Annotated in this window: 28 protein-coding genes; 17 read left to right on the top strand and 11 right to left on the bottom strand. The window is 43.2% G+C overall.

Going from position 1 to position 25,978, the window contains the following annotated elements; genetic code table 11:
• The first annotated feature begins 434 nt into the window (after window positions 1-434).
• The 4 genes from infC (at window position 435) to M3193_RS05500 (ending at window position 2,021) form a co-directional block, all read left to right on the top strand.
• Complete coding sequence (gene infC / locus M3193_RS05515; protein ID WP_251624961.1) at window positions 435-941, top strand: translation initiation factor IF-3; 507 nt, start codon at window positions 435-437, stop codon at window positions 939-941.
• Between the two features lie 26 nt (window positions 942-967).
• Complete coding sequence (gene rpmI / locus M3193_RS05510) at window positions 968-1,168, top strand: 50S ribosomal protein L35 (protein WP_041075504.1); 201 nt, start codon at window positions 968-970, stop codon at window positions 1,166-1,168.
• Window positions 1,169-1,217: 49 nt separating this feature from the next.
• On the top strand, window positions 1,218-1,577 hold the full coding sequence (rplT, locus tag M3193_RS05505) for a 50S ribosomal protein L20 (protein ID WP_251624959.1): 360 nt from the start codon (window positions 1,218-1,220) through the stop codon (window positions 1,575-1,577).
• Between the two features lie 153 nt (window positions 1,578-1,730).
• Complete coding sequence (locus M3193_RS05500) at window positions 1,731-2,021, top strand: DUF1294 domain-containing protein (RefSeq protein WP_251624957.1); 291 nt, start codon at window positions 1,731-1,733, stop codon at window positions 2,019-2,021.
• 21 nt (window positions 2,022-2,042) lie between these two features.
• On the opposite strand, the gene M3193_RS05495 is transcribed toward M3193_RS05500, so the two are convergent.
• A complete protein-coding gene (locus M3193_RS05495; RefSeq protein ID WP_251624955.1) occupies window positions 2,043-2,426 on the bottom strand; it encodes a sigma-w pathway protein ysdB in 384 nt (127 codons plus the stop codon).
• 96 nt (window positions 2,427-2,522) lie between these two features.
• Here M3193_RS05495 and M3193_RS05490 point away from each other — a divergent pair, with 96 nt between their 5' ends.
• The 5 genes from M3193_RS05490 to M3193_RS05470 all read left to right on the top strand — a co-directional run bounded on the left by M3193_RS05490 (window position 2,523) and on the right by M3193_RS05470 (window position 7,298).
• Window positions 2,523-3,008, top strand: a complete 486-nt coding sequence (locus M3193_RS05490) for a dUTP diphosphatase (RefSeq protein WP_251624953.1) — start codon at window positions 2,523-2,525, stop codon at window positions 3,006-3,008.
• An 85-nt stretch (window positions 3,009-3,093) separates the two neighbouring features.
• Window positions 3,094-3,588, top strand: a complete 495-nt coding sequence (locus M3193_RS05485) for a helix-turn-helix domain-containing protein (protein ID WP_251624951.1) — start codon at window positions 3,094-3,096, stop codon at window positions 3,586-3,588.
• A 5-nt stretch (window positions 3,589-3,593) separates the two neighbouring features.
• Complete coding sequence (locus M3193_RS05480; protein ID WP_251624949.1) at window positions 3,594-4,457, top strand: metallophosphoesterase; 864 nt, start codon at window positions 3,594-3,596, stop codon at window positions 4,455-4,457.
• A gap of 124 nt (window positions 4,458-4,581) precedes the next feature.
• Window positions 4,582-5,565, top strand: a complete 984-nt coding sequence (locus M3193_RS05475) for a zinc-binding dehydrogenase (RefSeq protein WP_251624947.1) — start codon at window positions 4,582-4,584, stop codon at window positions 5,563-5,565.
• Window positions 5,566-5,618: 53 nt separating this feature from the next.
• On the top strand, window positions 5,619-7,298 hold the full coding sequence (locus M3193_RS05470) for a formate--tetrahydrofolate ligase (RefSeq protein ID WP_285851841.1): 1,680 nt from the start codon (window positions 5,619-5,621) through the stop codon (window positions 7,296-7,298).
• Window positions 7,299-7,342: 44 nt separating this feature from the next.
• On the opposite strand, the gene M3193_RS05465 is transcribed toward M3193_RS05470, so the two are convergent.
• Window positions 7,343-9,040, bottom strand: a complete 1,698-nt coding sequence (locus tag M3193_RS05465) for a M3 family oligoendopeptidase (protein WP_251624945.1) — start codon at window positions 9,038-9,040, stop codon at window positions 7,343-7,345.
• 185 nt (window positions 9,041-9,225) lie between these two features.
• Between M3193_RS05465 and M3193_RS05460 the strand changes: the two genes are divergently transcribed.
• A complete protein-coding gene (locus M3193_RS05460; protein ID WP_251624943.1) occupies window positions 9,226-9,513 on the top strand; it encodes a DUF6509 family protein in 288 nt (95 codons plus the stop codon).
• Between the two features lie 214 nt (window positions 9,514-9,727).
• Complete coding sequence (locus tag M3193_RS05455; RefSeq protein WP_251624941.1) at window positions 9,728-10,711, top strand: NAD(P)/FAD-dependent oxidoreductase; 984 nt, start codon at window positions 9,728-9,730, stop codon at window positions 10,709-10,711.
• Between the two features lie 24 nt (window positions 10,712-10,735).
• Here M3193_RS05455 and M3193_RS05450 read toward each other — a convergent pair whose 3' ends face one another.
• From M3193_RS05450 to M3193_RS05440, 3 genes are all read right to left on the bottom strand, one after another.
• Entirely contained in the window at window positions 10,736-11,845 is a 1,110-nt protein-coding gene (locus M3193_RS05450; RefSeq protein ID WP_251624939.1) for a DUF1648 domain-containing protein, read from the bottom strand.
• 3 nt (window positions 11,846-11,848) lie between these two features.
• The gene (locus tag M3193_RS05445) at window positions 11,849-12,232 is read right to left on the bottom strand and encodes a GntR family transcriptional regulator (RefSeq protein ID WP_251624937.1); all 384 of its coding nucleotides are present in this window, start codon (window positions 12,230-12,232) and stop codon (window positions 11,849-11,851) included.
• 93 nt (window positions 12,233-12,325) lie between these two features.
• On the bottom strand, window positions 12,326-13,843 hold the full coding sequence (locus M3193_RS05440; protein WP_251624934.1) for a polysaccharide deacetylase family protein: 1,518 nt from the start codon (window positions 13,841-13,843) through the stop codon (window positions 12,326-12,328).
• A gap of 371 nt (window positions 13,844-14,214) precedes the next feature.
• Here M3193_RS05440 and M3193_RS05435 point away from each other — a divergent pair, with 371 nt between their 5' ends.
• Together M3193_RS05435 and M3193_RS05430 are read left to right on the top strand one after the other, a co-directional pair.
• Window positions 14,215-15,192 carry a rhodanese-related sulfurtransferase gene (locus M3193_RS05435; protein WP_251624932.1) on the top strand — a complete coding sequence of 326 codons (978 nt, stop codon included), beginning with the start codon at window positions 14,215-14,217 and terminating at the stop codon, window positions 15,190-15,192.
• A gap of 168 nt (window positions 15,193-15,360) precedes the next feature.
• Complete coding sequence (locus tag M3193_RS05430; protein WP_251624930.1) at window positions 15,361-16,179, top strand: DUF368 domain-containing protein; 819 nt, start codon at window positions 15,361-15,363, stop codon at window positions 16,177-16,179.
• Here the strand turns inward: M3193_RS05430 and M3193_RS05425 are convergent.
• From M3193_RS05425 to asd, 3 genes are all read right to left on the bottom strand, one after another.
• A complete protein-coding gene (locus tag M3193_RS05425; protein ID WP_251624928.1) occupies window positions 16,172-16,510 on the bottom strand; it encodes a DUF5658 family protein in 339 nt (112 codons plus the stop codon). The genes M3193_RS05430 and M3193_RS05425 overlap by 8 nt on opposite strands.
• A 339-nt stretch (window positions 16,511-16,849) precedes the next feature.
• A complete protein-coding gene (locus M3193_RS05420) occupies window positions 16,850-18,346 on the bottom strand; it encodes a catalase (RefSeq protein WP_251624926.1) in 1,497 nt (498 codons plus the stop codon).
• A gap of 126 nt (window positions 18,347-18,472) precedes the next feature.
• On the bottom strand, window positions 18,473-19,252 hold the full coding sequence (gene asd / locus M3193_RS05415) for an archaetidylserine decarboxylase (protein WP_251624924.1): 780 nt from the start codon (window positions 19,250-19,252) through the stop codon (window positions 18,473-18,475).
• A gap of 63 nt (window positions 19,253-19,315) precedes the next feature.
• Here asd and pssA point away from each other — a divergent pair, with 63 nt between their 5' ends.
• Complete coding sequence (gene pssA, locus M3193_RS05410; protein WP_251624922.1) at window positions 19,316-19,849, top strand: CDP-diacylglycerol--serine O-phosphatidyltransferase; 534 nt, start codon at window positions 19,316-19,318, stop codon at window positions 19,847-19,849.
• A 297-nt stretch (window positions 19,850-20,146) separates the two neighbouring features.
• On the opposite strand, the gene M3193_RS05405 is transcribed toward pssA, so the two are convergent.
• A complete protein-coding gene (locus M3193_RS05405; RefSeq protein ID WP_251624921.1) occupies window positions 20,147-20,326 on the bottom strand; it encodes a hypothetical protein in 180 nt (59 codons plus the stop codon).
• 191 nt (window positions 20,327-20,517) lie between these two features.
• On the opposite strand from M3193_RS05405, the gene M3193_RS05400 reads away from it, so the two are divergent.
• From M3193_RS05400 to recQ, 3 genes are all read left to right on the top strand, one after another.
• On the top strand, window positions 20,518-21,018 hold the full coding sequence (locus M3193_RS05400; RefSeq protein ID WP_251624919.1) for a sigma-70 family RNA polymerase sigma factor: 501 nt from the start codon (window positions 20,518-20,520) through the stop codon (window positions 21,016-21,018).
• A complete protein-coding gene (locus M3193_RS05395; protein ID WP_251624917.1) occupies window positions 21,015-22,274 on the top strand; it encodes a DUF4179 domain-containing protein in 1,260 nt (419 codons plus the stop codon). Before M3193_RS05400 ends, M3193_RS05395 begins: the two co-directional genes overlap by 4 nt.
• Before the next feature lie 574 nt (window positions 22,275-22,848).
• Window positions 22,849-24,618 carry a DNA helicase RecQ gene (recQ, locus tag M3193_RS05390; protein WP_251624915.1) on the top strand — a complete coding sequence of 590 codons (1,770 nt, stop codon included), beginning with the start codon at window positions 22,849-22,851 and terminating at the stop codon, window positions 24,616-24,618.
• Between the two features lie 141 nt (window positions 24,619-24,759).
• Here the strand turns inward: recQ and M3193_RS05385 are convergent, their stop codons facing one another.
• Both M3193_RS05385 and queF read right to left on the bottom strand, forming a co-directional pair.
• Window positions 24,760-25,401: a queuosine precursor transporter gene (locus tag M3193_RS05385; protein WP_251624913.1), complete on the bottom strand. Its 642-nt coding sequence runs from the start codon at window positions 25,399-25,401 to the stop codon at window positions 24,760-24,762.
• Window positions 25,402-25,416: 15 nt separating this feature from the next.
• Window positions 25,417-25,914, bottom strand: a complete 498-nt coding sequence (gene queF / locus M3193_RS05380; RefSeq protein ID WP_251624911.1) for a preQ(1) synthase — start codon at window positions 25,912-25,914, stop codon at window positions 25,417-25,419.
• Between the last annotated feature and the right edge of the window lie 64 nt (window positions 25,915-25,978).

Below are 25,978 nucleotides of genomic sequence, written 5' to 3'. Positions count from 1 at the left end.
AATAGCATGAGCTGAAGACCCTGGACTGAGCGTAGCGAGGGAAGCGGCTGAAGCCATGCCGGCGGAAAGCGTCCGCCCGAAGCGGAAATCAACTGTATTGCATTTTTTGTTTAAAAGTTTCTTGTTGACAATAAAAGTTCTAGATGGTAGACTTATTAAGGTTAATGAATACAGTTTGTGGTATAAGAAGGAGCTGCCCGCTTCTCACCTGATCGACGCATATCGTTGTTGACAGGTTGCACATAAGTGAACGTGCCGTGCAATTATTTGCATGTACACATAAGCGGGTAGACAAAAGTCACTTTTGTCTACTTTTTTTATTGTCCGGCTCTTATTAAACGAATGAACCATGGGACCGTCGCGCTATTAGACGGTATACCCAAACCGTGTATTCGCGATACAACATTCGGAGGTGGATTACTATTAGCAAAGACATGTACGTAAATGAGGGCATCCGTGCCCGCGAGCTTCGTCTGATTGACCACAACGGCGACCAGCTTGGAATCAAAACACGCAATGAGGCTCTTGAAATTGCAGGACGCGCGAACTTGGACCTTGTCCTTGTCGCTCCAACAGCAAAGCCGCCTGTAGCACGTGTAATGGACTACGGCAAATTCAAGTTTGAACAACAAAAGAAAGAACGCGAAGTCAGAAAGAACCAAAAAATCATCAACCTCAAAGAAGTGCGCTTAAGCCCTACTATTGATGAACATGATTTCCAAACGAAACTTCGCAGCGGCATCAAATTCCTGCAAGCAGGAGACAAAGTGAAAGCGTCAATCCGTTTCCGTGGTCGTGCAATTACGCACAAGGAAATCGGTCAACGTGTTTTGGACCGCTTCGCAGAAGAATGCAAGGAATTCTCAACGGTTGAAGTGAAACCGAAAATGGAAGGCCGGAGCATGTTCCTAATACTTGCCCCGACTGCCGAAAAAAAGTAACACCAACGATTTAGGAGGAACAGATCATGCCAAAAATGAAAACTCACCGCGGATCCGCGAAACGTTTCAAGAAAACTGCAACTGGTAAAGTGAAACGCGGCCGTGCGTACACAAGTCACCTTTTTGCCAACAAGTCTACTAAAGCGAAACGCCACTTGCGTAAAGCTTCACTTGTTTCTTCTGGCGACTACAAACGTATCCGTGAAATGATCACATACATGAAATAATCTTTTAACCATTAAAACATTCTTTAGGAATAGCAGGAGGTAATGAACTATGCCACGCGTAAAAGGTGGAACAGTGTCGCGCAAGCGCCGTAATCGAGTATTGAAATTAGCTAAAGGCTATTTTGGATCAAAACATAGACTTTACAAAGTAGCAAACCAACAGGTCATGAAATCATTCAACTATGCATACCGTGACCGCCGTCAGAAAAAACGTGATTTCCGCAAACTATGGATTACACGTATCAACGCAGCAGCACGTATGAATGGTCTTTCATACAGCACATTGATGCACGGCCTTAAAGTGGCTGGCATCGAAGTGAACCGCAAAATGCTTGCTGATCTTGCAGTAACAGATGCACAAGCATTTGCACAACTTGCAGAAACAGCAAAACAGTCAGTCGCGAAATAAGCGATTTACTAACATACAGCCCCGCGCCCTCAGTCGGCAGCGGGGCATTTTTGTTGTGATGTAAAAAATAAAAGAAAACTAATGAACTTACGATAGTTCTTCTTCCTATGTACGATCAATAAAGTGTAGAATAGAAGATAGGGAGTTGACTATATGAGTGCATTACTAATTACATGGATTACATTTATATCAATTTGGTCATTTATAATGATGGGCTATGATAAGAAACAATCAAAGAAGCGGGGACGCAGAGTGCCGGAGAAAACATTGTGGCTATTTGCAATTGTGGGCGGAGGAATCGGTTCGTATCTGGGAATGTTGGCCTTCCGCCATAAAACCCGCCATACAGAATTCAGAATCGGTTTTCTGCTGCTAGCGCTTCTGTACATAGGAATAATTGTCTATCTGCTAGGCATAGATCCATTCGGAATGGACTATGTCTAAAAATAAAAAAAGCCCGCTAGATCAACGGGCCTTCATTAATGCTTCTATGGGGTTTTTCCAACTGATTTCAGCCATTGGATAATTGGAAGTAATTTCGGAGGATAAGAAGTGAAAATCATCCTTCGTAAACCCTTGAAGCTTTGCATCATCCTTTACCCAAACGAAAATGGACACGACATCAAAAGAATTTTCCGTTGTCCCTAAATATTTTTCACCTTCAAAGAGGGCGCCTTTATATGTGATGAAAAAGTTCTTTCTGACATTTTTCACATCATCATAGAAATAATATTGCTCTTGTTCATACGCCTCATCCAATTTCCGTTTCGGATCCAATAAATAACGGATACCGCGATAAAATAAATAGACGATGAATGCAATGATGATGAAGCGAATCAACAATCCCATAACAGCATCCCCTCACTAAAAATAGATATAGTCTTCTACTTGTACGGATGAGATTCAGTTTGGTTTCAAGATACTTACGATTTCGGAGGTTTTTTTATGGAATTGGCAACATTATTCACGATGCAGCGACAACTTGACGCTTACATTCAACAGAATCAACTCGTAACAAAAGATGTTTTCAAAGAAAAAGGATTGGCTCTTCTCGTTGAACTTGCAGAACTGGCCAACGAAACAAGGTGCTTTAAGTTTTGGAGTACAAAAGGACCATCAGAGCGGAACATTATTCTAGAAGAATATGTCGACTCCATCCATTTTCTTCTGTCGCTCGGAATTGAAAAAGAGCTAGATAATTTAGATGTTTGGCCGGTAGCTGAAGTTGAAGGGGATTTGACGGAAACCTTCTTGCAAACGGTAAATGCAGTTCAGGAATTCTTAGTGGCAACTAATATGGAAAGCTATAAAAGTATTTGGATTCATTATGGTGCAATAGCGAGAAGGCTTGACATTTCATATAATGAAATAATGAAAGCCTATGTTGATAAAAATGAGGAAAATTACAAGCGTCAACAAACAGGTTACTGATAACTTGATAGAAATATAAATTAAGATTGACAGAAGGAACTAAGAAAAATAATATAGAGATAAGTAAATAGGAGGAGGCATCACCGTGAATGATTGGAGTAAAGAAGATTTCGGCGTAAGACTAAAGACCTTGAGAGAGCAAAGAGGCCTTTCTATGATGGCTTTTGGAGCAGCGATTGGTACATCCGCCAGTAGAATAAAAGACTGGGAGAAAGGTAAGAATGCTCCTTCCGCCGCTTGGATTGCAAAAATATCCGAGAGATTCAACGTCTCAACAGATGAATTGATTCTGGGTGACCCTAAGACATCCAGGGCATTCACTGCAAACAACTCATCAAACGTAGATATGCTTTATGAGCGGCTGCGTGAAAATCTGATCATCGCTAAAGAGTCGGATGAACAAGAAGAAAAGCTGGTTGAACTATATAACTCCATAGACGCTGAAAATAAAGAGCGTTATCGAAGCGGCCGAGGAAGAAGATTAGCAGAACGTGAACTCCTCTCCATTTTGACGGAATTACCGAAAAAGGATGTACTTGAATTATTGGAGCTTGCAAAAGTCAAGAAACGTTGGCAGTAATATAAATGCACTTACGTAAACAAAGGAAATACAAAGGCACCTTATTTTTCTTCATCCTAATCCTGCTATTCGGCATATATATTTATAAAGAGAATACGACAATCGGAGTGACTGAGGTGGAGATTAACGCATCCGGTCTCCCCGAGAGCTTCGATCAATATCGAATTGTCCAGCTATCTGATATCCATGATTCAGAGTTTGGGGTTAATAATCTGGACTTGGTGAATAAGGTAAAAGCCTTGTCTCCTGATGCCATTTTCATTACAGGGGATTTCATCGACGGAAACCGATATGATTTAAAGCATAGTTTGGAAATCATCAAGCAGCTGCATGATACAGCGCCTTTCTATTTCGTCACAGGTAATCATGAAATTTCTACGAATGACGAAGAGCACATTAAAAGTGAGCTGGCGGGATTAGGTGTGCAGGTGTTATCAAATGAATCGGTGACAATTAACAGTCGAAAAGGTAAAAAGATTGCCATCGGTGGAATCGAAGACCCCTTGTCCAGCAATCTTGATGAGAAAACCTATGTTGAACAAGCCATAGGAAAAACATTCAAGAATGTTCCTGAAAATATGTATAGGATCCTTCTATCGCATAGGCCAGAACAATTTGATGTATATGTTGACAGTCAAATCGATTTGGTTTTCAGCGGGCATGCCCATGGTGGACAGATAAGGTTGCCGGGCATTGGAGGATTGGTCGCACCTGGTCAAGGGTGGTTGCCAAAATACACGTCAGGCGTCTATGAAGAGGATAAAACGTCCATGGTTGTAAGCCGCGGTCTAGGTAACAGCCTTGCTCCGATACGGGTGTTCAATCGACCTGAAGTGATTGTTGTTACATTGAGATCATCAATTGAATAGACAACCGAAAACGCAAAGGAGATTTCTTCTTTGCGTTTTTTATTATCCGTATGAAAATGACGGGTGGATGTTGTATGATGGAATAGTATACAATTCATAGAATATTTTAAACGGGGGTTGTGTTGTGAAAGCGCTCATTCATGTAAATGGTGAATTGAAAATCGATGAGATGGAAGAGCCGGTTGCTGGTACAGGTGAAGTCGTCGTAGCACTGCATGCCGCTGGTATGAATCGAAGGGATATTATGATACCTGAACGACGTGGGGATAAGGAGGAGCCTTTGATTCTCGGTTCAGATGGGGCTGGCGTGATCGAGTCAATAGGTGAAGGTGTCGGCAACTGGAAGATCGGTGATGAAGTGATCATCAATCCATCACTGCGCTGGTTCGGGAAAAGTTATGCCCCGCCTGAAGGATTCGATATTTTAGGCATGCCTGATCACGGTACATTCGCTGAGAGAATTGCCATTTCTGCCGAGCAGATTGAAAAGAAACCCGCCAATCTATCAATGGAAGAGGCGTCAGTACTCTCATTAGCCGCATTAACAGGCTACCGGGCATTATTTACACAAGGGGAGTTGAAGAAAGGGGATACCGTCTTCATTCCGGGCGCCGGGAGTGGAGTTGCGACCTATCTTATCCAGTTTGCTAAAAATGCAGGAGCACGTGTCATCGTCAGTTCTCGCGTTGAAGAAAAACGTAAGAAGGCGCTTGAACTCGGCGCTGATTTAGCGATTGATACAAACGGTGAATGGACAGAGGATCTGGCGGATGAAACAATTGACCTTGTAATAGAAAGCGTTGGCAAGGCAACATTCAACCGTTCATTGGACGTCTTGAAACCTGGAGGAAGAATCGTTGTATTCGGTGCTACGACAGATGACGTCGTCGAACTGGATCTTCGAAAGTTCTTCTATGGACAATACCAACTGTTCGGCTCCACGATGGGCAGCAGGGAAGAGCTTCGGGACATGTTGAAACATGTTGAAGAATACGGGGTAAAACCTGTCATCGACAAAATATATCGTCTTGAGAATGGATTGGATGCCTTCAGGGACTTGGAGAACAGTGAACAGTTTGGAAAACTTGTGTTAAGCATAAAGGAGTAAGCTAACTGAAGCGATAATAATCTAGGGAATGCATTGAGAAGGGTGTGGACATTTTGACAGAAAAAGCAAAACCATTAACAGATTTAGCGATAGCTGCTTCTGCTGTGATGCAGCCGATCGGGGATATCGCGAGGAATGCGGGAATTCCCGAAGAGGCTGTTGAACCATACGGACGGTACAAAGCGAAAATTGATGTGTCCAAATTGCCTGCCGCGAAATCCTTTGGAAAAGTCGTACTTGTGACTGCAACCAGTCCGACGCCTGCGGGTGAAGGAAAATCGACAGTGACAGTAGGACTTGCGGATGCACTGGCAAGACTAGGCGAAAAATCGATGATCGCTCTCCGGGAGCCATCCCTAGGACCTGTCATGGGTGTGAAGGGCGGCGCTGCTGGCGGCGGGTATGCACAAGTGCTGCCGATGGAAGAAATAAATCTGCATTTCAACGGGGATATCCATGCAATCACGACAGCAAATAACGCACTTAGTGCGATGATCGATAATCATATCCATCAAGGCAACGTATTGCAGATCGACCCGCGCAGGATTACATGGAAGCGTGCAATGGATATGAATGATCGTGCATTGCGCCATATTACAATCGGTCTCGGAGGTCCCGGACAAGGTGTGCCGAGAGAAGACGGCTTCGATATTACCGTCGCTTCTGAAATCATGGCCGTGTTCTGCTTGGCGACAAGCTTGACAGATTTAAAGGAACGCCTCTCACAGATGGTGATCGGGTATACGTATGATAGAGAAGCGGTCACTGTAAGGGATTTGGGTGTTGAAGGAGCTTTGACGTTATTGTTGAAGGAAGCATTCAAACCAAATCTTGTCCAGACGATTGAAGGGACGCCGGCGTTGATTCACGGTGGACCATTCGCAAATATTGCGCATGGCTGCAACTCGTTGATGGCAACAAATACAGCGAGACGATTGGCAGATATCGTTGTGACAGAAGCGGGATTCGGCTCAGATCTCGGCGCCGAGAAATTTATGGATATTAAAGCGCGTAAAGGCGGATTCGCACCAGACGCAGTTGTTCTTGTAACGACGATCCGTGCTTTGAAAATGCATGGAGGAGTGGCGAAGACGGAGCTTGGGAAGGAAAATGTACAAGCAGTAATGGACGGAATCGTAAATCTAGAAAAGCATGTGGAAACCGTCCGTTCCTTCGGTGTGCAGCCTGTTGTCGCATTGAACCGGTTCATTACAGATTCGGTTGCGGAACTCGATTTCATTATGAAATGGTGTGCATCGAAAGGTGTCCGTGCAGCAATTACGGACGTTTGGGGGCAAGGCGGAGCAGGTGGCCAGGATTTGGCGAAGCATGTTTTAGAAATGCTGGAGGAACCGAATGAATTTTCACCTTTATATGATGTGGAACAGCCTGTCATTGATAAAATAACGGCAATTGTTCAAAAGGCTTATGGCGGAAAGGGCATCGTCCTCACCGAAAAAGCGAGGAAGGATCTATTGCAGATCGAACAGAATGGATGGGATATCCTTCCTGTTTGTATGGCGAAAACGCAGTATTCCTTCTCGGATGATCCTAAGAAACTTGGGAGGCCGACAGATTTCACAATTACGATCCGTGAAATCATTCCGAAGCTTGGTGCAGGATTCCTTGTCTGCCTGACTGGAGATATCATGACGATGCCAGGATTGCCGAAAAAGCCGGCTGCATTACTAATGGATATAGACGATAATGGAAATGCGATCGGATTGATGTAATCCATTTGAAAAGGGCTGCCTAATACGGCAGCCCTTTCAAATTTTTATAAAGCTTTGTCGTCCACAGAATTCAACCACGTTTCAATCGTACCAACAACGGATTCGACACAGCCATCCTCAAAAGGAGATAGCAAATTAGCCTCTTTTACCAACTCTGTAAACGGCTTCGATCCGCCAAGCTTACATAAATGCAAATAATCCTTCCAAGCCGCATCGCGATCCTCAAACGAACGCTTCCAAAATTGAAACGCGCAGATTTGAGCCAACGTGTAATCAATATAGTAGAATGGAACTTCATAAATATGCGATTGGCGCTGCCAGATAGAACCTGCCTCCAAATAAGGATTGCCATCGTAATCACGCATCGGCAAGTACATCTTTTCAATCCGCTTCCATTCCGTTTTACGTTCTTCAGGCGTCATTTCTGGATTCTCATAGATGGCATGCTGGAATTCATCTACCGCCACGCCGTATGGTAGAAATAAAAGACCGCTGCTCAAGTGAGCAAACTTATATTTTTCAGTATCTTCCTCAAAGAACAGCTCCATCCAAGGCCAAGTGAAGAATTCCATACTCATGGAATGAATTTCTGCTCCTTCATGTGTTGGCCAGACGTATTCAGGAATACCGATATTGCGGCTTGAATACACTTGGAATGCATGCCCGGCTTCGTGAGTGAGCACATCGATATCCCCAGATGTGCCATTGAAGTTCGAGAAGATGAAAGGTGAGTCATAATTATCGATGAACGTGCAATAGCCACCGGACTCTTTCCCTTTCTTCGCTTCAAGATCGAGAAGATGCTTTTCCGTCATATACTTGAAGAATTCATCGGTTTCCGGTGAAAGTTCTTCGTACATCTTTTTCCCGTTCTCGATGATCCATTCAGCTGAACCTTTAGGTGTGGCATTCCCGCTCAGGAAGTTAAGGGACTGGTCGTAGAACTTCAATTTATCAACACCGATACGATCAGCCTGGCGTTCGTATAACTTCGTCGCGAGCGGAACAATATAGTCCCGCACTTGGTGACGGAAGTTTTTCACCATATCTGCGTCATATCCGATCCGGTTCATACGTGCATAACCTAGCTCCACAAAGTTCTTGAATCCTAATTTTATTGCGATTTCATGTCTTACTTTGACGAGCTCATCATAGATGCGGTCAAACGCATCACCGTTTTCCGCATAGAACGAATAGGAAGCCTCCATTGCAGACTTCCTGACACCTCTGTCAGTTGACTCAGCGTACGGTCCGAGCTGCGCAAGGGTCAATGTCTTTCCGTCAAACTCAATTTGTGCGGAAGCAACGAGCTTTGCATATTCGGAAGTAAGTTTATTTTCTTGTTGAAGAAGGGGAAGGACTTCCGGCGAGAAGGACTTGATTGCGTTATCCGCAAGAGCAAACAACTGGGTACCCCATTTTTCTTCTAATTCTTTACGGTAAGGTGTCTTCACCAACTCTTTATAGAATGCGGTACCGAGTTCCTGGAATTCCGGTCCTATGTCATCGAAATATTCCCGTTCCTTTTGATAGAACTCATCATTCGTGTCGATGGATGAACGGATGTACATCAAGTTTGATTGAGTGGAATAATCGCTTCCGATAGCATTCAGTTTTTCAATTACACCATTCTGTTCTTCAAAAGACTTTGCTGAACGGAATTGTTCCAGCAGACCATTGAACTCTTGCTTGATACTGTTCATGTCAGGTCTTTTGTACTTAAATTCTTCAAAAGTAAGCATCGTCATTCCCCCGATATCTAATAATGTGAATATCATTCACTGTCTTCATTGTTAACTAATCATTGTGAAAATGCAAAAGAAATTTTGTGGGTCAGAATTGATCATCTGTTGAAAGTGATTACGTGACCATTTCGTCCAGTTTGCTGTAAGATGGTTATGAAAACATTATGTGAGGATGAGACCAAGTGGAAATAATTGAATATAGCATGATCGAACTTATCGATCCGACAGGCATACTGACAGGAAATCGATACGAATTTCGCATATATGTAAAATTCGATGAAGAAGATGAACTTTACAATGAAAAGGGGACTGGCATTCGTGTCATTTATGTCGTCGATGGGAAAGAAGGAAAAGTGGCATCGTATCATCTTTTCGAGCGATCGACAGAGGCGATGATCGATTTTGATCTCGACGATGAAGAAATTGTCCAGCTAGCCGCTTTTTGTGAAGATCAGTTAGAAGAAGAGTAAGAAAAAACTCATTGGAACGGCACCCTTCTTACGGTGGTTGCTGATCCAATGATTCAATGAATTTATCGATTTGAAAATCCGATTACGTCAAGTCAAATTATGTGATTTTTATTGAAAAATAATAGATAATGTGTAGAGTAGATATGTAGGGATACTGATTAAACGGATTTATCTTACATCCATCCAAATTCAAAGTACATTGGAGTGTTTATAGATGAGCAATGAGATAGTCGATATTACAATTATAGGCGGGGGACCAACAGGACTTTTTGCATCGTTCTACGCGGGCATGCGGGAAATGTCGGTTAAAATCATTGACAGCTTGCCGCAACTTGGCGGACAGTTAATTGAGCTGTATCCGGATAAGTTTATTTATGACGTTGGCGGCTTTCCAAAAATCCTGGCGAAAGATCTAGTTGCAAACCTAGTTACACAAGCACATTATTCAAAACCTGAAATTCACCTTGGTGAAACTGCGCTAACGGTGACACGTGACGGCGACCACTTCATCCTCCAAACGGATAAAGGAACCCATCTGACACGCACAATTCTTTTAACGGCAGGAATCGGCGCTTTCCAACCGCGTAAAATTGGTTTGGCTGAAGAAGCTGAGTTTGAAGGCAAGACATTGCATTACGGAATTAAAGACCTGTCCATGTTCACAGGAAAAGACGTACTTGTATGCGGCGGTGGGGATTCAGCAGTGGACTGGGCAATGATGCTTGAAGATATCGCTTCGAATGTATCACTTGTCCACAGGCGCGAAAGGTTTACGGCGCATGAAACAAGCGTTAACCAATTGATGTCGTCGAAAGTAAATGTTCTCACATCCCGTGCTGTCAAGTCGATTGTCGGGGAAGATGGCATTGTCAATGAAGTGATCATCGCCCAAAAGGACGGTTCAGAAGAAGCATTGCACGTAGACCATGTCATCGTCAATTACGGTAATATTTCATCCCTCGGAGCAATTAAAGAGTGGGGGCTTGAAATGGACCGCAACTCAATCGTTGTCAACTCTAGAATGGAAACGAATATAGAAGGCATTTATGCGGCAGGGGACGTCACGACATATGACGGGAAAGTGAAGCTGATTGCTGTCGGTTTAGGCGAAGCTCCAACGGCTGTAAACCATGCAAAAGCGTTCATCGATCCGAAAGCAAGACTGCAACCATTGCACAGTACAAGTGTCTTCAACTAAAAAAACCGGCGAAAGCCGGTTTTTTTAATTGAGTAAAAATGAAATTGTCAATATGACAAGCATTGGACCGATGATGATCAAATAACCGATTGGATTTCCGAAGTTCAATGTCCAACCAACCCCGAACCTCTTTTCTACAAAGATGGAAGGGTCATTTTTATTTACATAGAATACGCCTGCTTTCCAATAGGCGTCATCGTCATAATCCGTTACACCTGCGATGGGTTCCTCGTCAATTTCAAGCTGGACACGGGAACCCCCTTGGCCGACTTTGAATGCGTAGACTGCAGTTGCGATTAAAATAATAAATAGGAATCCTAAAGGCATCACCATCATGAGGGTAGCCCCTCCCAAATTTTCATGGATGGTTGTCAATTGGAAAAAGCCCATAAGGACCGTCATTGATATGGATACTAAAAATAGCAGCCAGCTCGTGTACTTTCTGAACGATAATTGTTGGATGCGCGAAGTACTCCTTTTCGACGCATTCAGTCTCACACCGGATTTCTTCGTAAAATAATTGATTGCGAGCATCATAACCTGCATGATTGCTAGAATCAGCAGCAGTGCAATAACGGAAAATGGGGTTTTCTCACTAAATGCATCCGGTTGTCCGTCAGGGCCCCAGTGGATCGGTATCATATCCGGCATGGCACCGTATTGAATCGCTGTATAGACGATCAAACCGAGTGTAATCGGGACAGGCAAAGCAAACATGAGGGAAGGGAGCATTTCATCATTGGAGCGGCTCGTCAAATCTGCGACCCGCACTCTTTTTAAGTTATCTCCCCATTTATGCATCCGTTTTCTTTTCATTGTCTTAATATGAAAATACAAGTAAAGGCCCATGCTGATCAGCAGGATTCCAAACTGAAGGGCCAATCCAGTGAAAACGATCTTGTCTTCTTGCACCTGATTTCCGAGTGCCCAAACTACATAAACGAGGAGACCTATTGAACCAAGGATGAATATTGTTGCCGAATAGATTTTCTTGTACATTGCAAGCGTTTTGTCATCCGTATGCCCCTCGGGTATCGTCACTCCGAAAACGACCGTATTTTTCAAAAGGTAAGGGATAGCTGCCTGCATAACAATCAAAAATAAGATGATTGCCAAGAATATTGAAAGTGCCATTGTTCATCCCTCCGTAATTTCCGAAATGATTGATGAAGTGATTGATAAAATCTGTTCCTTGTCCATGCCATATACAATCGATTCTGCAATAAGAGGCTTCAAATGCAATTTGATAAGGTCCAATTGCATATCGCTCGGCCCCTTAGGCGATATCGAATTAATGACAGCACCGGATTTCGGGATGATCTCAATTATATTTTTCTTCTCGAGTTCATGATACGCTTTGTTCACTGTATGCATATTCACGCCAAGGTCTGCTGCTAGGGACCGGACGGAAGGCAAAGCTTCGGAAGGTTTTATTGTCCCGGAAGCAATCAACTCTATCAATTGATTCGCCAACTGGGTATATATCGGGATTTCTGAGGTCGGTTCGATTTGAATGAACATATCAGACCCTCCATTCTGTTCTAATGTCATTATAACAGGATTCGAAAATAAAATATATAGTCAACAAAGAAAACCCTCTGAACAAGTAGTTGTTCAGAGGGATGTCTCTTCCAATTCCTTAACGGTAACAAAATCATAACCTTCACTTTTCAAATACAGTAGAACGGCATCAAGTCCGTCGGCTGTCGATTGGTGGATGTCATGCATTAGTATGATGCTGCCATCCTTCACATTCTCTTTAACAACTTGAAGAATTCTAGCGGGATCGCGATACTTCCAATCTTGTGTATCTACGTCCCATAATACGATCGGCAATCCGGTCATATTGTTGACAGCGTCATTGACGGCTCCGTAGGGAGGTCGAAATGCTTCGACTTTTTGTCCGGTCACATCCTCGATCATTGCAGAAGTCTTATCGATCTCTTTTGCAATGCGCTCAGGGCTTAACTTTGTTAAATCTGCATGGTTCCATGTATGGTTGCCCAATTCATGGCCGGCATCCTTCATTTCATTGACGATGTCCGAGTAGTATTCAACACGGCTGCCGAGCATGAAGAATGTTGCTTTGGCATCGTGCATTTGAAGGGTTTCTAATATTTGTCTCGTCACTTTTGGATCTGGACCATCATCAAATGTCAAAGCGACTTTTTTACGGACGGTTCCAGTTGGTGGAGAATCCTTAGATTGCTCATCGCTTACTGTATCCGATTCTGTTGATTTGTCGGGATGCTCACCGTTTTGTTCTTCTTTCGATGAATCCATTGACCCCTGATTCGGGATTTCAATCGCATCTTCCATGTCTTCGGGCTTGAACGCCGAAGATAGCAATTCGTCTATAGCGTCCACAGGAACTGAGACGATCGGTGGTCCAACCAAGCTATCCGCTATCGTGTTTTCATCGAAGTAGATGATGAGTGCATCCTCTGTGAGGGCAAAATTTCGATAATTCATCCAGCGAGGCTCTGTATATTTCTCCAAATCATCCTCAAAAAGATGTTCCTGCAGCGTTTCATCTTTGTGAATCGCCCGGCGCACAGATGAAGCGAGCGTCTGGAGGCGGTTGGAATCTCCTGCCAGTAAGTCCTTAATAGAAAAATCTTCTCCTGTCTCTGGATTCAAATGGAATGAACGGATTTCCATTTTACCTGCTTCTGATTCGCTGAAGCTGCTGCCAGTGAGAACGACAAATGAGTAAATCCCTGAAGAGTGGGGCAGCGTTTCGTAGGAGACGTTCAATTCTCCCGACGTTTTTCCATCAAGACGTTTTTTCTCAATCATCGTTTCAAGGTATCTTGCTTGGACTTCTTCTATATAGCTTTTGACTTCCGTATTGAAACTGGTATGTATGCTCTGTGGATATTGAATGGCATAAGGAGCGTTTTTGTCGTTTGATGTTTTTGTAATAATTTTGATGCCTGGATAGTTTGAATCTATTTGTTCCGTTTCCACAGGGATGGAGGAAATCGTCTCCTTCTCATCAGGCTGTGACGCGGTCCCGTCTTTTTCTGTCATGAAGACGAGGAGTATGGCGCTTATTGTCAGTAGGACAATAGCAATGGAAAAAGTGATGTCGATCCCTACAGATCGCGCGTTATGGCGCTTTCTATTCATTTCGCGAGGCCCCTTTTTGATTTTCTTGTAAGAATTCTATCAACCTTCCTGATTGAGCTTCCTGTAAAGTTAGACGGAGTGACTCTATGGATAGTTTCAGATAATCGGGAAAAATGTCGAATCTTTTATACTAGAAGTATACTACACTTTTGTACCGTTTGGGGATGGGCAAATAAGGTCGAATGATATGGAGTTTATAAAATTTTAATGAGGAGAAACTTCTTTTTAGCAGTACAATTTTATGGTATACTGTCAAATGCCCGGATCTTGCAAATACGGGTGAGCTGTTAAGTGTTTACAATCAAATATTGTTAAACCGATCAAGCTGTTATTTCTACTGCAAAGAAAACAAACAGAAGGTGGTCGAAGAAATGGAAACAGGAGCATATCGGGTATTGTTGTACTATAAATACGTACACATTGAAGACCCAGAAACATTTGTTGCCGAGCATTTGGAGTTTTGTAAGGAATTAGGATTAAAAGGACGTATTTTAATCGGGGAAGAAGGCATTAACGGTACATGTTCCGGTACAATTGAACAGACGGATGCTTATATGGAGAAGATGCATAGCGATGAACGCTTCAAAGATCTTTGGTTCAAGATCGATGAAACAGATGGACATGCGTTCAAGAAAATGCACGTCCGCTATCGGAAGGAAATCGTTAACCTGAGCTTGGAGGATGACATCAACCCGTTGGAATTGACTGGCGAATATTTAAAGCCTGAAGAGTTCCTGGAGCGGATGCAAGACGAAAACACGATTGTGTTGGACACGAGAAATGATTACGAGTATGATCTTGGTCATTTCAGAGGCGCTATTCGACCTGATGTCGAGACATTCCGTGACCTTCCACAATGGGTCCAAGAAAACAGGGAAATGTTTGAAGGGAAGAAAGTTCTTGCGTACTGTACAGGCGGAATCAGATGTGAGAAGTTCACAGGCTGGATGAAGCGTGAAGGTTTCGAGGACGTTGCCCATCTACAAGGCGGAATTGTCACTTACGGCAAAGATCCAGTAGCGAAAGGCCAGCTTTGGGACGGTCAATGCTACGTATTCGACGAAAGGATTGCGGTTCCGATCAATCAAGTTGAACATGTCATCGTTGGTCGCGATCATTTTGACGGTACACCTTGCGAGAGATATGTGAACTGTGCCAACCCTGAGTGTAACGCGAAAATCTTATGCTCTGAAGAAAACGAGCATTTCTATATGCGCAGCTGTTCGGACGAATGCCGTACACATCCGCGCAACCGCTACTTTGTCGAACAGAATATGACGGTGGATGAATTCAACAACAGAATTGAAGCGATTGCAGCTAAACGTAACGAAGCATCAGCTGCTATATAATAAATTATGTACGCTTGGGTGTGGTTTGACGCCCGAGCGTTTTTTATTCAGAGTAATATTGGTTGATTGTTGGAGTTTTAAAAAACATTGGAATGGACTTTATATGGCTTACCGCAAACGGTAAATGGTATACTACTATCATTGAAAAGATATTGGAGGAACTGCAGTATGGAATGGAAAAACATTTATCGCGGATTCCTGATGGGAATTAGCGACTTGATTCCGGGAGTGAGCGGTGGGACAATCGCGTTCATTCTTGGCATATATGATCGATTATTACTTGCAATCAGCGGCTTTTTCAGCCGGGAGTGGAAAAAGCATATCGGCTTTTTACTTCCGTTAGGCATCGGGGTCGGCTTGACATTGCTGCTCTTCAGCAGGGTCATCGACTTCTTGTTGAAAGAATATCCCCAACCTACACAATTTTTCTTCTTGGGACTGATTATCGGTGTCGTGCCGTACATTTCAAGGCAGGCGGGTGTCAGGAAGAACTTTAAGATCGGCCATTTCATCCTCTTGCTGCTCGTCGGTGCTGCTTTGGCTGCGACCGTATTCATCAAGCCCGCAGAAACAGGAATTATTACATCATTAACTTTGCAGAACACGGTCGGATTGTTTTTGGCAGGGTGGGCAGGAAGCATGGCCATGCTGTTGCCTGGCGTGAGCGGTTCGTTTGTTTTGCTGCTGCTCGGTGTTTACGCAACGGCAATCAACGCACTATCCACCTTTAATATTCCTATCATCATTGTTATCGGTGCTGGAGTCATTGTAGGCTTCATTATTAGCAGCAAGGCAATCCATTATTTATTGAATAAATTCACTCATGCCATGTTCGCAATCATTATCGGCTTGATCATCGGTTCGATATTTGTCATTTACCCGGGCATCCCTGAAAGCGGGACGCCGTTTGTAATGAGCGTCATTGCTCTCATCACCGGTTTGATTGTGGCAAATATATTCAATGCAATCAGCCCATCAGCTAAATGAATGCAGTGACGACAATGATCCAGGAAATGTGGATAAAGGTTACAATTGTATAGATGATAAGTGCAACAATGAGCAAGTTTTTTACAAGTAATGATGGTTTCATGTATTTCATAAATAGGAAGAGTATAATTGGAAGACTTGACTTGAGTAAATAGAATGCAATGATATTCAGATCATAAAGGGAACGGACTAATGGATTTGCTTCTTCAATATGACCGTAACGGATGCCGAAATCAGTGAAGATTGCATCGATCATGCATAGGCAAAATAGAAGAAAGCACGTATTCAATAACCTGTCCTTGGATGATGGCATCGCCTTGACCGTCTCCATATGTATCACTCCTGACATAATTGGCGTATATCCCGCACTAACTGGCTGTAAGATTTGCCACAAGTGGGAAATCAACACCCAGTAAATGCCCGATTGGTTCGGGCCTGCATGAAGCAGGTCACAAAGGCGTTGCAACAGGACGTTGCGTACTTAGCCTTTGTTCAATTAATCAGTGGAAAAACCCACTGATTGAAGTTTCACTTTATCCCATAGGATATGGAGGGGTTGGCCGATTTATTCAATGGAGCTATAGAAGATTTTCAAGTCATATATATTTATTGATTTGCGGCAAGAAAAATGCCAACGAGAGGAGAAATCCTGTCGTTGGCATTTTTTGTTTCAATTGCTCGTAACTTCTTGTTTAACCAATACATCGTCCATTGATATGCCAAGTGCAGCGGCTACACCTGCACCATAAGCGGGATCCGCTTGGTAACAGTGGCGGATATGGCGGTATTTTATTTCATTCGGGGCGTCGCCAAGGTTGCGGGCGGTATTACCGAATAATAATTCCTTCTGTTCCTCGTTCATCAAATTAAACAACTTGCCCGGTTGCGTAAAGTAATCATCGTCATCCTGACGGAAATCCCAGTGCGCTGCATCGTCATAGATTTTAAGCGGCGGCTCTTTGAAATCAGGCTGTTCTCTCCATTCTCCGAAGCTGTTCGGTTCATAGGAAGTTCTGCTGCCATGATTGCCGTCCACCCGCATCGCGCCATCACGATGGAAACTATGGAATGGGCATTTAGGAGAGTTGACCGGAATCTGATGGTGGTTGACGCCGAGGCGATACCGTTGGGCATCACCATAAGAGAATAATCTTGCCTGCAACATTTTATCAGGTGAGAAGCCGATACCCGGTACGATCGCCGCTGGTGTAAACGCGGCCTGCTCCACTTCTGCAAAGTAATTATCCGGATTACGGTTTAATTCGAATTCGCCAACCTCGATAAGAGGGAAGTCACCTTTATACCAGACTTTCGTCAAATCGAACGGGTTATAAGGCATATTCAATGCCTGCTCTTCTGTCATCACTTGGATATACATTTTCCATTTAGGGAAGTTGCCGTTGTCGATGCTTTCTAATAAATCACGTTGGTGAGTTTCACGGTCCGTGCCGATCAATTCAGTTGCCTGCTCGTCCGTCAAATTCTCAATCCCTTGCTGGGAACGGAAATGGAACTTCACCCACACACGCTCATTGTTGGCATTGATCATGCTGTACGTATGGCTACCGAAGCCGTGCATATGGCGATATGTCTTCGGAATTCCGCGTTCACTCATGACGATGGTCACTTGGTGTAATGCTTCAGGAAGGGAAGTCCAGAAATCCCAGTTGTTTGTCGCACTTCTCATATTTGTACGTGGATCCCTTTTGACGGCATGATTCAAGTCAGGGAATTGAAGGGGGTCTCTAAAGAAGAAGACGGGCGTATTGTTTCCGACCAGATCCCAGTTACCTTCTTCTGTATAAAACTTAAGCGCGAATCCACGGATGTCGCGTTCAGCATCAGCAGCACCTCGTTCGCCTGCAACTGTTGAAAATCGGGCGAACATATCCGTCTTTTTGCCGATCTCGGAGAATAACTTAGCCCTTGTGTATTGGGTGATATCATTTGTCACCGTGAAAGTTCCGTAAGCACCTGATCCTTTCGCATGCATGCGTCGTTCAGGTATGACTTCGCGGTCGAAATGCGCTAGCTTTTCAATCAACCATACGTCCTGTAACAGGACAGGCCCACGAGGCCCCGCAGTCATCGAGTTTTGGTTGTCCACAACAGGTGCACCGGCAGCGGTCGTCAACTTCTTTTGAGAATGATTATCATTGTTCGTCATTGATAATGCCCCCTTGAATTAATAATCTACTATCCTTATTTTTCAATATAGCATAGCCTGTAGGCGAAATCCACAGTTAATTATAATGATTATTAATAAATAACATTTATAGAGTGAAAGCTATTACTAGTTCTCCCATTCCCCGACGGATTGTCCCATCTTCACTTCGGAATTCACCGGAATTGTAGGACGGAAAGAGCCGTTATTCTCTAAGAATAAAATGACGGTTGATCCGAATGAGAAGTGACCGAACTTTGAGCCTTTCTCACATGAAGTGGAGGAATCCAAGATATGAATGCTATTCACGTTCAGAGCCCCGACTTTAATCATTGCCATCCTGCCATGAGTCGTCATCAGTTCAGAAATGATTCGGTAATTTGTCGCAAAAGGCTGGTTGCCTAACCGTAAGCCTAGATCATTTACCGGATAGGAAGTTGTACCGAGCGCATATCTCGATACAATTTCACCGTCGTAGGGATAATGGAAATGGTGATAATGGCTGGGGGAGAGGTAAAAAATATAAAAGAATCCACCTTTAAATGGAATTGCTCTCTTTTCATCTCCCAAAACCTGGTTTATACTATATAGATGGTTCTTAATCATAAACGTCTGATTCATGCCAATCGTTCCGAATTCCGTGACGACACCGTCAACCGGGGAAATTAGGGTATTGGGACGTCTGTCGATCGGCCGTGAACCCTTTTTCAAATTGCGCGTAAAATAAGCTTGAAGGCTATCATACTGATCGATTGGAAATTCTGCTTCCTCTTCGTTAATATGGTATGTCTTCGCAAACGGTTTGATGAGTTTCCGGCTTAGGCGTGAGGTGGCAATTGTTTTTAATAAAGTGGAAGATGTGGGATGTCCGCTTAATTCGACAAAGCGTTTAAATACTATTTTTTTCAATTCAACCGTCTCCTATGTTTGTGATTGGTAGTTTAGTAGGATAACAATACTGGAGGTATCGTCATGTTTTTATCTAGATACTTAGATTATACGAAAATAAAAGGCCAAGTGGCGAATGCAATTACAATTACAAACTTAAGCTTTGGAATCATAGCGATTATCCTTATCGCCCGGGATCTTGGCCATATGAGCCTGGTGTTCATATTTCTTGCAGCTTTGTTTGACCGGTTCGATGGCATGGCAGCGCGGCACTTTCACTCTGAATCATTGTTTGGCAAAGAACTGGATTCCTTAAGTGATATTGTATCATTCGGGGTAGCTCCTGCGCTTCTAATCTATATGACTGATTTATCTTCGATGCTATGGGTTGGAATTGCGGCAACAGTCTTTTACATCGCCGCTGGAGCCGTCCGTCTCGCTCGCTACAATGTCAAGGAGTTTGACGGGTCCTTTTATGGACTTCCGATTACAGCAGCTGGCGTTTTATTGACATTGTCATACTTTCTGAGCCCTTATATAGGACCTCCCTTTTTCGTCATTATCATGGTCGTCCTCGGGTTGGCAATGGTGAGTAATGTTAGAATCGCAAAGGTGTAACTTACTTTGATAAGTGTTTAAGAGAGATGCCTTAATTTCTGCAAAAAGACGCAGAAATACGGCAAATCGAACTCTTCTTGGTTCGATTGGCTGAAGGGGGCTGACTCGAAATCAGCTAGGGCGTTCACGCGCCGCGGGGGTTCAAATCCTCTCGCCTCCGTTTATGTAGAAATGATGCGGTTTGCAAGCACACTGGCATACTTTTGGTATCATTTCGATTTCAATTGAATAATGTGTGCAGGCTTGAAATCGTTTTCCATTCTGAGGACGGCTCAGACTGTAGATAAACTCCAAAAGTTATGGTGTTTGTCTACAGTCTTTTTTCATTTCGTGCAGAATTAATATACTTAGAAATGTTGATTTCCGCTGCAGGCAGACGCGTTCCGCGGGCACGGCTTCAGTCGCTTCCCTCGCTTCGCTCAGTCCAGGGTCTTCAGCTCGCGCTGTTCCCGCCGGAGTCGCCGCCCTCCGCTTCAATCAACGGTGTCTCCTAATAATTACTTAAAACCGGAAAAGTAATTGATTGTAAAATAATGCAAAAAAATACCGCATAAGCAGTCGTTTAAGTTGAAATAATCGTAATGCATATAATGATTTTCTAAATAATGATGACTTTTTTGAACGAAATTAAGAAACGTTGCGTCTAATGAAGGAAGGGGGCGAGGAGGATGGAAGCTGAAATCGTGCAGCGGGCAATTCTTGGGGATCATCAAGCGATACTCTCACTGATTGAAATGGACGAAGAGATTTTATATCGCATGGCTTTTACATACATGAAAAATGATCAAGACACGTTAGATGTCATGCAGGATCTTACGTACAAGGCACTAAAAAAAATGCATACCGTTAAACAGAAAGAATATGCCAGAACATGGCTCGTTCGCGTTTTAATCAATTGTTGTAAAGACCATTTAAGAAAACGACGACCAACCGTTCCAATTAAGGAACATCACTTATCTGGATGGGTTATCTATTCTGATTTTGAACGACTGCTGGAACAATTATCTTTGTCGGAGCAGCAACTCGTCTATATGAAATATTTTCAGCAACTAAAAAACAAAGAAATTGCTGAGCTAAACCAAATTCCTGAGGGTACCGTAAAGTCTAAGCTTCACCACATATTAAAGAAGCTTAGAAATTCTGCTGGAGCAAAGGAGGACTGGCTATGAGTAAACTATCGATTGACGTTCCAAAAGAGAAGCTTCAACAAATTCGTATGGATGCTTTGCGTAAAGTTCAGCGGGAAAAAAGAACAAAAAAGCGCATTTTATCAGTTGCCATAGTTACTTTGCTTTGCGTAAGTATTCTATTTACAATTCGTGTTTCTCCTACGATTGCTAGTTATGTTGCAAAAATACCTGGCTTTCAAGCACTTGTCTCTGCGGTTTCACTGGATGCCGGAATGAAAGATATAGTAGACAATGATTATTATGAAGAAGTTAATGTCCTCAATTCTAAAAATGGTCTATCGCTTACATTGCAAGGCGTAATTGCAGATCATTCGGGTCTTGTACTTTTTTATGACGCTGATGCTCTATTTGATATGACGAATTTATATTTAAATGAAGTTCAAGTGTTCCAAGGAGATGATGAATTACCAGGCCCAGGTTCATTTGTCATGAATACAAGTCAGCAAGAACACATTTCTTCTTATGTAGAATATAATTTTTCAGAGCCAATCGCTTATGCTTCGAAAGATTTTAGAGCCGTTTTCCACTTTCATGATGTAGATAAGGGGAATATTGAAATAGAGATCCCTTTTACACTACAAAATGAAATGGCAAAGGAAAAAGTTATTGCTGCAAATCGTACTGTAGATATTGATGGTCAAAAATTTACGATTACACAAATTCGCCGTACGCCATTAAAAACGGCTATAGACATTGAAATAGAGGAAGCGAATACAATGCAACTATTAGCGTTTGATAATATTTCAGTCATAACAGATAGTGGTGAGCGAAGAGGTGGTATTATAAATGGCATTGCTAAGCAGGGAGATATTCGCGACGGAAAAGTTACGCTCTATGTGCAAAGCAATTACTTTCATGAGTCAGATTCACTTACGATTAACATAGGTGCTGTTCAAGCTGTTCCAAAGGGCGAGGATTTTATAGAAGTTGATTTTGGCACAAAAGAAGTACTCACGAAGCCTGGTTATTTTGATTGGGACATTTCCGTAACGTCGAATCATGTATCAGTTGCTGTAAAGAAATGGGATAATGGAGGTAGTCTCTTAAGGCTATTTGATGGTGTGAAAGAAGATGGAACGCCGTTAGAATTTAAAGGTTACACAATTTCACGAGATGATGAGTACGTAATTGAAACGGCGCAATTTGAAGAATATGAAGGCAAAGCAAAAATATATTTCAGCTATTACTTCAATCCGTTTGGAGAAAATATCGAGCTGACTATTCCATTGCAATAAAGTACAGAGGGAAATTTCATGGGTGAATGAAGTGAAAATTCCTTACTCATGTAAGAAGGGACATAACGCATTGGGAAAACTGAAATCACATTTAAACAATTCTGTAAGTAAATAGGCAAACGAGTAGTATATATTCTGGATTGTAGCGGAAGGCGGCGACTCCTGGGGGGATCAGCGAACGCCGTTACGAAGAACGGCGTTTGCGAGCACAAGCGAAGCGTTGCGAGCAGGATGAAGGCTGCCTTAATTTCTGCAAAAAGCGCAGAAATACGGCAAATCGAACCCTTCGCTGGTGATTGGCTCACCGCCCGCCCCCCGGAAAGCGACCGCCTGAAGCGGAAATCCAGTTGGGACATATATAAATGTATTTCAATTGGTGACTTGTACGAATGTCTGTTATTCTATAAGAAAGCATCTAATGCATAATGGAAACTCAGCTTGACAGTTTACAGAAGTTTTATGCACGGTTCGTAGTCAATGAAATACATAGCCGCGATGAAGAGCGGTTGTTCCAGAAGTAAGAAAGGTGAAAGCGCCGAAAATGGGTGCTTTTTTCTTTGATTGATAATGAGAGGTGAGTCCGATCGAAAAAATTAACTCCGTCTTATCTACCTATTTCGGATTTTCTTCCTTCCGCACGGGACAAGAAAAAGCTATCCGAAATGTGCTTGATGGAAAAGATACACTTTGCGTCATGCCCACCGGTGGCGGTAAATCCATCTGCTATCAAGTTCCTGCGCTTGTCATGGAAGGCACAGTACTTGTCGTATCCCCACTAATCTCATTGATGAAAGACCAAGTGGACGCCTTGCATCAGATCGATATACCAGCAGCGTACATCAATAGTACGTTATCGACGGAAGAATACTTCGGGACGGTTGAAAATGCACTAGAAGGAATGTATCGTCTGCTCTATGTAGCTCCTGAGCGATTTGAATCCCCTTCATTCATTCAGCAGATCAGTAAAATGGATATCCCGATGATTGCCATCGACGAGGCACACTGTATCTCACAATGGGGACATGATTTCAGGCCGAGTTACCGGATGTTGAGCAAAGTCATATCTTCCTTCGAACGGAAACCAGTCGTTTTAGCTTTGACCGCAACTGCAACGCCTGCTGTCCGGGAAGATATTTGCGGCCAATTGCATATCGAACATGAAAACACAGTCATGACTGGCTTTGAGAGAAGTAATCTCACCTTTTCTGTCATAAAAGGACAGGACAGGGACAAGTTCGTCAAGGATTATGTTAAAAAGAATGATGGTGAGGCAGGCATCATTTATGCCGCCACACGTAAAGCGGTTGACCAGATTCATGCCACACTAGAACGAAGCGGAGTCCCTGTTGCGAAATATCACGCAGGACTCTCGGATGTTGTCCGGCAAGCGGAACAGGACCGGTTCCTCATGGATGAGGCAACGATCATGGTTGCAACGAATGCATTTGGGATGGGAATCGATAAAAGCAACATCCGTTACGTAATCCATTATCAGATGCCGAAAAACATGGAAAGTTATTATCAGGAAGCAGGCCGTGCAGGAAGGGATGGACTGGATAGTGAGTGCACCGTTTTATTCTCTTCGCAGGACGTCATCACCCAACGGTTCCTCATTGACCAATCGCAGGATCAAAATCGGATTCCCGCAGAGCTTGAGAAGCTGCAGTCGATGATCGACTACTGCCATACCGAATCATGTCTTCAAAAGTTCATCATTTCATATTTTGGGGAGACGGATGTACAGGATTGCGGCCGTTGCGCAAACTGTACAGACACCCGTGAGAGCTTTGAAGTGACGGTAGATGTGCAGAAAGTGCTGTCCTGCGTCATACGAATGGGGCAGCGATTCGGCAAAACGATGATTGCGCAAGTTCTTACGGGTTCACGGAATAAAAAAGTGTTGGAGTTCGGGTTTGATAAATTGACGACATATGGTCTGATGAAAGAACGGAATGCGAAAGACATTTCCGATTTTATCGAATTCATCATTTCTGAGAACTATCTGGGCGTGGAAAACGGTCAGTTCCCAATCATCTATGTTACTGAACAAGGCAAGGATGTATTGACTGGTAAAATAAAGGTGTTTAGAAAAGGTACCGTCGAAACGAAGCAGATTGCAAAAGACGATCCTTTATTCAACCAGCTGAGAGCCCTTCGCATGAAGCTGGCCCAAGAGGCAGAAGTCCCTCCATTCGTCGTCTTTTCGGATAAGTCATTGCGGGACATGGCGGCAAAAATGCCGGTTACGGAAGAAGAATTTCTTGAAGTGAACGGCGTCGGGGCGGCGAAGCTCGAGCGGTACGGTGAGGCATTCATGGAAGAAATCAAAGCTTTTTCTACTTAAATGAGTTGAATAAATGCAAAACAGGTGAAGGATCGCAGTAATGATCTCCTTCACCTGTTTTTTATGCATTTCAATTGGAAACTTATGGCCATGAAGTTCTCAATACTCCATGGTAAGTTTTCATTAACACATGCTTTAAAATCAGTTTTGCACTGAAATCGCTTGGCCGGTAATTTCAGGTTCCTTTTTCCTGCATACAGACACTAGCAGATAGACGATCGGCGTATCCAAAACGGCGATGATGAATTTGAAAACGTATTGGCTTGCGATCATTCCTAACAAAGCACCTATCGGCATCGTTCCTGCAAAAGCGATTGTAATGAAGATCGTCGTGTCGACGAGTTGGCTCGCCATCGTAGACACATTGTTCCGAACCCATAACTTTTTCGTGCCATGCTTTCTTTTCAATCTATCGAAAATGGTGACATCCAGGTTCTGACTGATCAGGTACGCAACTAAGCTTGCGATTGTCACGCGGAAGCCCGCTTTGAAAATCGTTTCAAAAGCTTCCTGATGTTCATAGAAAGAGGCTGCCGGCAAGTGAATTGCGATCCAAATAAAGGCGATTGCTAAAAGCTGTGCGATGAAGCCAGTCTGAACCGTCTTCCTTGCAGCGTCTTTTCCATAGGCCTCCGTCAAAACATCCAATATCGGATACGTGCAAACATAGATGATGGCAGCTGCCGGTATTACGATCCAATCGCCGATGCTCATCAATTTGACCGCCACGATATTCGATAAAATTAACAGGCCGACAAAAATCCCGCTTAAATAATAACGCATTTCATTGTTTCCCCCTCAACGGTTATCGATCTTTTCGGGATACATGTCATGGTTCATCATTCGATGTTCCGCCATTTTTTCGTATTTCGTACCTGGCTTTCCGTAATTGCAATAAGGATCGATGGAAAGTCCGCCACGCGGAGTGAACTTGCCCCATACTTCAATATAGCGTGGGTCAATCAGCTTAATCAGATCATTCATGATGATGTTGACGCAGTCCTCGTGGAAGTCTCCGTGATTTCGGAAACTGAACAAATACAATTTCAAAGATTTACTTTCGACTAATTTTTTATCCGGCACGAAACTGATATACATGGTTGCGAAGTCCGGCTGTCCTGTCATCGGACAAAGTGATGTGAATTCGGGGCAGTTGAATTTGACGAAGAAATCCCGTTCCGTATGCATATTATCGACGGATTCCAAAATGGTAGGGTCATACTCATAGGCGTATCTTGTATTTTGATTCCCTAGCAAAGTTAAATCCGTTAATGTGTTTTCATCTCTTCCAGCCAATTAAAAAACCTCCATGATTATAGTTGTCAGGGAGGGGCCATAGAGAACAAAAAAAGCCATGTCG

Source organism: Sporosarcina luteola (assembly GCF_023715585.1).
Lineage (GTDB): Bacteria > Bacillota > Bacilli > Bacillales_A > Planococcaceae > Sporosarcina > Sporosarcina luteola_D.
The sequence above is the reverse complement of the archived record's forward strand: the minus strand, read 5'-3'. Positions and strand labels throughout refer to the sequence as shown.